This is a genomic window from Marinitoga sp. 38H-ov (assembly GCF_011057715.1).
GTDB lineage: Bacteria > Thermotogota > Thermotogae > Petrotogales > Petrotogaceae > Marinitoga.
Map to the genome: position 1 here is coordinate 149,626 of NZ_LNGH01000023.1, position 8,366 is coordinate 157,991.

Here is an 8,366-nt window from a genome sequence, read left to right on the forward strand (position 1 = left end):
AAAATATGGAATACATAGAATATATTTTTGTTTTACCTGAAAATTTAGAAGATAATATAGAAACATTTTTTGCTATACATGAATTCCAAAATTACTATTTTGATAAACCTACAAAAGGACAATCTGTTGTTAAAGTATATATTAACCCAAAAGTTAATGAAGATAATATAATAGAATATCTAAAAGAAAACTTAGAATTAATTTCAAAACAAAATATCTCAGAAGATGAATGGTTAAAACCTTGGAGAGAATCTTTAAAACCATTTGAGTTTATTGAAAATATATGGATTATTCCAGATCCTACAAAGAGTTATAATATTCCAAGTGGTGTAAAAGAAATAAAAATAATACCAGGTACAGCTTTTGGAACGGGATTACACCCCACAACAAAATTAGCTGCAAAAAATTTAATTAAAGTAATAAATGAAGGAGCAGATGTTTTAGATGTTGGAACAGGAACAGGAATATTATCAATTATAGCTAAATTATACGGAGCTAGTAAATTATTAGCTCTTGATTATGATCTTTTAGCTGTAGAAAAAGCTAAAGAAACATTTAAATTAAATAATTTAGAAATTGAAGTTAAACAATCTGACTTATTATCCTCCGTAGAAAAAAAAGATAGATACGATATAATAATTGCAAATATTGTTGTTCCTATATTATTAAGATTATTAGATGATGAAAAATTAGATATCATATTAAATGAAAATGGATACTTAATATTATCAGGTATAAACAAAGAAAGAGAAGAAGAGATGTTAAATAAAATTTTTGAAAAAGAATATAATATAATATCAAGAGAGGAAGATTCAGGATGGATATCACTTCTATTACAAAAGAGGATATAGAAATAATTGAAAAACAAATTGGAAGAAAACCAAATAAAATAATATCTATTCCTAAAAGGTGTTCATTTGGAAAACCAATTGTTATAAAAAGTTATCCAATGAAAGATGGAAAACCTTTTCCTACATTATATTGGTTAACTTGCCCTCATTTAATAAAAGAAGTTGGAAAATTAGAATCATTAGGAAAAATAAAAGATTGGGAAAATGAAATAAAAATTAATGATAAATTAAGAGAGGAATATTTAAAAGCTCATTTAGAGGAAAAAAGTGAAAGAAACAGCTTGTTAAAAAATGAACCTAATTGGGTAAATGAAAGACTAAAAAATATTGGAATTGGTGGAATAAGTAATTTTGAGAGTATTAAGTGTTTACATTTGCAGCTTGCATCATTTTTAGGAGGGACGAATAATCCTATTGGCGAAAGGGTGTGGGGAATCATTGAAAAGAAGGAATGTGAGAACTGCATCTGTTGTATATTATAGGGATATACGAACACATGTAGTTATTTTTATACTTGCTTTTTTAGGAATATTATCTATTATTAGATTAATATTATTAGGCAATGTCAATGGCGCTATTAATTTGGGATTAAAATATTTCGCGCTGTTAGTTGCTCGTTTTGGATTATATATTACTGCTCCTATAACAGATTTATCTTTGTATTTCTTTAGTTTTCTAAATGTATTTGACATAAACACATTTTATATGGGAGATATTTCATTTTTTATATCAATTTCTTTGATATTATATGATATGCTTAGAGCTAGAAAGTATATTTTTACCGACTCCTTAACCGGCTTATTAAATAGAAGATATTATACTGAAATAATTCCTAAGGTTATAAAAATAAAAGAATATATGAACAAAGAATTTTGTATTATAGTCATGGATTTAGATAACTTTAAACCTGTAAATGATAATTTTGGTCATAAATCTGGAGATTATGTATTAAAAAAAGTAGGAGATATAATTAATAAAAGTATAAGAAAAACTGATTTAGCTATTAGATATGGTGGAGATGAATTTGTTATTTTAGTAAATTCAAATTCATCAGAAATAATAGACAATATCATAAAAAGAATTGATGAAAAAATAAGAAGGGAATTAAATATATATAATATTGGTGTTTCAGCTGGAAAATATATAAAAACAAAAGATGATAATTTATCTTTAGAAGATATGTTCTCTAAAGCTGATTTAGATATGTACGAAAACAAAAAGAGGAGAAAAAATGTTAGATAGAAAAGTTTTAAAAAATATCCCAAATGAACCCGGTGTTTATATCTTTAAAGATAAAAATTCAAAACCTATATATATTGGTAAAGCAAAAAAATTAAAAAATAGATTATCTTCTTATTTTAATAAATCTAATCAAGAAAAAAATGAAAAAGTTGAAAAGATTGTTTCTGAAGCAGAATTTTTAGATTATATTGTTGTAAGAAATGAAGATGAATCACTTATTTTAGAATCTAATTTAATATTCACTCATAAACCTAAATACAATATATTATTAAAGGATACACGTGTGTATCCTTATATTGCTATAACAAAAGAGGATTTTCCACAAATAAAATTAGTAAGAACAAAAAAAAGTGAAAACGCTTATTTTTACGGCCCATATTCAAATGTAGGTATGGTTAGAGGTATTATTGAAATTATACAATGGGTATACAAAGTAAGAACGTGTGAAAGAAAATTAGATAGAAAGTCTAAACCATGCTTCTTATTTCATTTAGGAAAATGTTTTGCGCCTTGTTATGTTGAGGTGGATAAGAAAGAGTACAATAAAGCTATTGGTAAAGTAAAAAGATTTTTAAAAGGTAATATCAAATCTATTAGAAATTATATAGAAGAATCTATGCAACAATATGCTAAAATTCTTAATTTTGAAAAAGCAGCTCAATTAAGAGATTTATTATTTAAACTAGATAGATTATTTGTACCAATTGGCGTTGAAATGATACATAATAAGAATATTGACATAATTGCTAAGGATGAAGAGTATCCAATAGTTGTATTATTAATAATTAGACAAGGTTATATTATCTCTAAATTAACCTTTACAATAGATGAAGATATAAATGAATTTATTCATCAATATTATTTAATTAGAAAAAATATTATTCCAGATGAAATTTGGATAAAGGATTTTGATAATAATTTAGAAGAGGAAGTTATTCATTATTTAAATAAAAACGGATTAAAAAATATAAAGGATTTAAAGACTGAAAACGAAGAATTATATACAATCACTACAAGAAATTTAAAAGAAGAAGTTAAAAAGCAAACAGACTTGGGAAATATATTAAAACAAGCAAAAGAAATATTATCTTTAAAAAAAATACCATATAGAATTGAAGGAATTGACATTTCTCATTTACAAGGAATGTATACTGTTGCATCATTAATTACATTTGAAAATGGCAAACCTAAAAAAGAGGATTATAGACGGTATAGACTTGATGAATTTAAAGAACCTAATGATTTTGAATCTATTAGAACTGTAATTAGAAGAAGATATTCCAAACATCCTTTACCTGATCTATTGTTTATAGACGGAGGTAAAGGCCAGGTTAATTCGGCTGTTGAAGCTTTAAATGAATTAGGATATGCTGATGTTGATGTAGTTGGAATTGCTAAAGAAGATGAACGAATAGTATTCCCAGGTGATATTGAAGATTTACATTTACCTCTTGATCATCCTGTTTTGAGGATGCTAATATTTATGAGAGATGAAACTCATAGATTTGCTATTACTTTTAATAGGAAATTGAGAGCTAAAAGATTTGAAAGATCTAGATTAGACGATATTCCAGGTATAGGTCCAAAAAGAAAAAAAATACTGATAAATCATTTCGGATCTATAGAAGAAATAAAAAAAGCAACGTGGGAAGAAATAAATGAAGTAATTAAAAATGAAAAAATAGCAAAAAAAATAAAGGAATTTTTTGATTAGGTGAAATATGAAAAAAAATACATTAATTGGTATATTATTAATAATAGCACTTTGGTATTTAATTTCTATATTTACAAATAATCCATTATTAATCCCATTTCCACATAAAGTTTTTGGGGAAATGGTTAAATTATTTAGGGATTATACATTTTACCTTGATTTAGCAAATACATTTTTAAAAATTATTGTCGGATTTTTTATATCTATCATTATTGGTATTCCAATAGGTCTAATTACAGGTCTAAATAATAATATATTTCAAATTTTTAGACCAATGTTAATGATAATACAAAGTTCTCCCGTAGTTTCCTATATAGCTATAGCAATGCTTTGGTTTGGTATAGGTTTTTACACTCCGGTATTTGTCGCTTTTATGGTTATTTTTCCTGTTATTGTTTTAAATATATCAGAAGGTGTAAAATCTACAGATAAGAAATTAATAGAAATGGCTAAAGTTTTCAATGTTGATAATAAGAAGATAATTTTAAAAATTTATTTCCCTTCGTTAATTCCCTTTTTAAAATCTACTTTAAATATGATATCTGGTAGTATGTGGAAATCTGTTGTTGTAGGAGAGTTTTTAGCTGGAGATAGAGGTTTAGGTGTGAGTTTATCTTTTAGTAAAATAGCTTTAAATATTGATAGGGTATTTGCATATACTATACTATTAGCGATTTTTGGGATGATTAGTGAAAAAATTTTAAAAGAGTTATCTAGAAAAAATTTATTAAGAAATACTTTATCAAAAAAAGTTTTATCTAGAAAAATTTTATCAATGAATGATTTATCAAAAAATGATTTATCAAAATTTGAAATGTATGATGCTAAAGAAAAAAAAGACAATATAATTATAACTAATTTGAACAAAAAATTTGATAACAATGTCATATTATCTGACTTTAATATTATTTTTGAAAACTCTAAAATAAATATTTTATTAGGTGAATCGGGTATAGGAAAAACAACTATTTTAAACATACTATCTAATATTGTTGAAAAAGATAGTGGAGAGGTTTATATACAAGGAAAAATAGGTTATATTTTCCAAGATGATAGATTAATACCATGGTTAAATATAATAGAAAATATTAGACTTATAAATGAAAATATTTCTATAATGGAAATAGAAAACTACTTAAAAATGTTAAATTTAGAAAAAGAAGTTTTATATATGTTTCCATATGAATTATCTGGAGGTATGAAAAAAAGAATAAATATATTAAGAGCTATAGCATATAAGCCAGATATTATTTTAATGGATGAAGCTTTTTCGTCTCTAGATATTTCAAATAAATATAAAATAATGAATGAATTATTAAAAATACAGAACAATGAAAAATTTACTATTATAATGGTTACACATGATCCATTTGAGGTATCAATTCTTGGAGAAAATATATTTATTTTAGATGGAAAACCTTTAAAAATAAAACAAAAATTGTCATTTAAGAATTCTTTTGAACGAGATATGAAAGAGAATCACGATATCCTTTATAATATCAACAAAATTTTGTTAGAATAATTTAAAATAATTCTAAGGAAATTCTAAGAAAAACATTATAAAAATATATATAGAAAATATAGCAATGGAGGTGATTTTGATGAAAAAGATAGTTGTTGCATTAATGCTATTAATTGTAGTTTCTTCATTTGCTTTTGTAAATCCAGATTATGTATCTCCTGTTGTTAATGTTGTAAACGAAGCTGCTAAAGCTGTTGTTAATATTGAAGCTACTGGTCATAAGCAAACATCTATTGATCCTTTTATAGAAGAATTCTATAAGAGATTTTTTGGAGAATCTCCATGGACACAAGATAGAGAATTCAAATCTTTAGGTACAGGATTTATTTTTGATAAAAGAGGATATATATTAACAAATTATCACGTTGTTGAAAATGCTGATAGAATTACCGTAACTACTTTAGAAGGGAAAAAGTATGAAGCAAAATATATAGGTGGAGATGGAGATCTTGACATAGCTGTTATACAACTTGAAACTAAAGACGAATTACCTGTAATAGAATTGGGAGACTCTGATAGTATTCAAATAGGAGAATGGGCAATTGCAATAGGTAATCCTTTAGGATTCAAACATACAGTTACTTTAGGTGTAGTAAGTGCCGTTCATAGAAAAATACCAAAACCAGATGGAAATGGATATTATGCTGATTTAATTCAAACAGATGCTGCTATTAATCCAGGTAACAGTGGAGGACCATTATTAAATATACATGCACAAGTAATAGGTATTAATACTGCTATTGTGAATCCTACTGAAGGTCAAAATTTAGGATTTGCTATTCCAATTAATTTTGCTAAAAGATTTGCTGAATCTTTAATTAATAATGGAAAAGTTTCAAAAGCTTATTTAGGTGTATATATACAAAATGTTACAGAATCACTTTCAAAAACCTTCGGGTTAAAGGTAACAAAAGGCGCTTTTGTTAGTGACATTGAAAAAGGATCCCCTGCTGAAAAGGTTGGAATTAAGCCAGGTGATGTTATTGTAAAAATAGATAATAAAGAAATAGATAGTGCTGATGAACTAGTATATATAGTAAAAACTTATCCTGCTGGACAAAGCATTAATGTTGTTGTAAATAGAAAAGGAAAAGAAATTACATATACAGTTACTTTAGCCGAAAGAGAAGAATTTGCACAAGCTACAGAAGAATATTATTTAGGATTAAAAGTTAGAGATTTAACTCCAGAAGATATTAATGAATTAAAATTACCAAAAGACATGTTTGGTGTTAGAGTCGAAGAGGTTAAAGAAGGTTCAGAAGCACAATATGTAAATATTAAAAAAGGCGATATTATAATGGAAATGTATGTAAATGGAAAAGGTGAAAAATTAGAATCTGTAAAAGATTTCCAAAAATTAGCTTCAAAGATTAAAAAAGGTGATTATGTAGGATTTATAATATATAGAGATGGTTATAGAGCTTCTGTATACTTTAGTTATATGGGTAATTAAGTCCCATCATTTTTCGATGGGACTTTTATTATACATTCATTATATTTGTAATTCTTCAAATTTTTTACCAAGGTAATGGATTAATTGCTATTTCTCTTTCATATAATTCTTCATATTTTTTAACTTTGCTTTTATCCATCTTAATTTCACTAGCTTTTAAATTTTCTTTTAATTGTTCTATATTTTTACTACCTACTGCAATTGTACTAATAACATCATATGATAAAATATAACTCAAGGCTTCATGAACCATAGACACATTTCCTTTTATTTCCTTAATTTTTTCAATTAATTTTGCTCTTCTCTCAATATCTTCTACACTCCATCTACTTCTAATTCCAGTAAATCTACTATCTTTATTATATTTTCCTGTTAACCATCCAGAATCTAAAGGCACTTTAACTATTACTGCTAATCCTTTTTCTCTAATTTTATTAAAAGATTTTCTTACGTCTTGAAAAAATATATTAAATAATATTTCTACTACTTCACTATCTGTATTTTCTACTAGTTTATCAACTTCATATGAAAAATCTAAAGAAGCTCCATATGCTTTTATTAACCCAGATTTTTTTAATTCTTTTAAAACTTTAAATTGTTGAGAATTTTTATCTAGCATTTCTATTGGCGGATTATGTAAAATCACCGAATCCAAATAATTAGTTTTAAGTTTTTTTAAACTATTTTCCACAGTTTTTTTTATAACTTCTGGTGCAAAACCATCTTTTTCTCCAGGAACATGACCAACTTTTGTATTTATTACTATTTTTTCTCTATCAAATTCTTTTAATGCCTCACCTAGAATTAATTCACTTTTACCTTCTGCATAATTTGGAGCTGTATCAAAAAAATTACATCCAAGTTCTACAGCTGTCTCTACTAATTTAATTGCTTCTGAGTCTTTCGGCCCTCCCCATTCTTTATCATTACCTAATTGCCAAGCTCCAAATCCAATTTCAGAAACAACTTTTCCTAAATACTTCCTATAATTCATATTCCTCTCCCTCCTTAAACTGCAACGTAATAAGAAATTATAATAATTATTTTCTATATTATATAACATATTATCATATTTTTCTAAAAACAATTGTTTGGAACATTTCTAATGTAAAAACACCTTACTATATTATCATTAATATTTTATTTACATAATAAAAACATTATTAAATCACATTTTATGATTTACATAAAATTGGCTTAAATTATATATATTCAGTAATAATTCTAAATATTTTATATTCACTATATTTTTAATGTAACTATTTCAACTGATATAATTCAATAAAAAAGTCTCCGGTAATAAGTCAAGAGGGAAATAAAAAAACAATGAAAATTAACAAAGATGAAAAATAACAAGAATTCAGAATAATACAGATAGAAAAAAGAGTAAAACAAATATTATGCACATGGTGCAAAAATTAGAATTATTTAGTTGTTTTGTTAATTGTAAACGCTTAATTATTATTATTGATTATTACTATCATCCTTTAAAAACACCATTTTTTTAGAAGATTGAGATAATTCAATAGGATTATAGGATGAATTATTTTTAAGCATATAATAAATACTTCTAACTAGTTT

At 25.3% G+C, this 8,366-nt stretch carries 7 protein-coding genes; 6 read left to right on the forward strand and 1 reads right to left on the reverse strand.

The annotated features are described in order from the left end of the window. Positions 1-5 precede the first annotated feature (5 nt). The 6 genes from AS160_RS07920 (at position 6) to AS160_RS07945 (ending at position 6,785) form a co-directional block, all read left to right on the forward strand. Complete coding sequence (locus AS160_RS07920; RefSeq protein WP_165147403.1) at positions 6-851, forward strand: 50S ribosomal protein L11 methyltransferase; 846 nt, start codon at positions 6-8, stop codon at positions 849-851. Beyond that, positions 818-1,333: a DUF501 domain-containing protein gene (locus AS160_RS07925; RefSeq protein ID WP_165147406.1), complete on the forward strand. Its 516-nt coding sequence runs from the start codon at positions 818-820 to the stop codon at positions 1,331-1,333. Before AS160_RS07920 ends, AS160_RS07925 begins: the two co-directional genes overlap by 34 nt. Further along, entirely contained in the window at positions 1,290-2,093 is an 804-nt protein-coding gene (locus AS160_RS07930) for a GGDEF domain-containing protein (protein ID WP_165147409.1), read from the forward strand. The genes AS160_RS07925 and AS160_RS07930 overlap by 44 nt, the downstream gene beginning before the upstream one ends. Continuing rightward, positions 2,083-3,807, forward strand: a complete 1,725-nt coding sequence (uvrC, locus tag AS160_RS07935; RefSeq protein ID WP_165147412.1) for an excinuclease ABC subunit UvrC — start codon at positions 2,083-2,085, stop codon at positions 3,805-3,807. The genes AS160_RS07930 and uvrC overlap by 11 nt, the downstream gene beginning before the upstream one ends. 7 nt (positions 3,808-3,814) lie before the next feature. Further along, positions 3,815-5,329, forward strand: a complete 1,515-nt coding sequence (locus AS160_RS07940; protein WP_165147415.1) for an ATP-binding cassette domain-containing protein — start codon at positions 3,815-3,817, stop codon at positions 5,327-5,329. Between the two features lie 79 nt (positions 5,330-5,408). Continuing rightward, positions 5,409-6,785, forward strand: coding sequence for a Do family serine endopeptidase (locus AS160_RS07945; RefSeq protein ID WP_165147418.1), 1,377 nt, complete (start codon positions 5,409-5,411; stop codon positions 6,783-6,785). 64 nt (positions 6,786-6,849) lie between these two features. On the opposite strand, the gene AS160_RS07950 is transcribed toward AS160_RS07945, so the two are convergent. Continuing rightward, on the reverse strand, positions 6,850-7,779 hold the full coding sequence (locus AS160_RS07950; protein ID WP_165147421.1) for an aldo/keto reductase: 930 nt from the start codon (positions 7,777-7,779) through the stop codon (positions 6,850-6,852). Between the last annotated feature and the right edge of the window lie 587 nt (positions 7,780-8,366).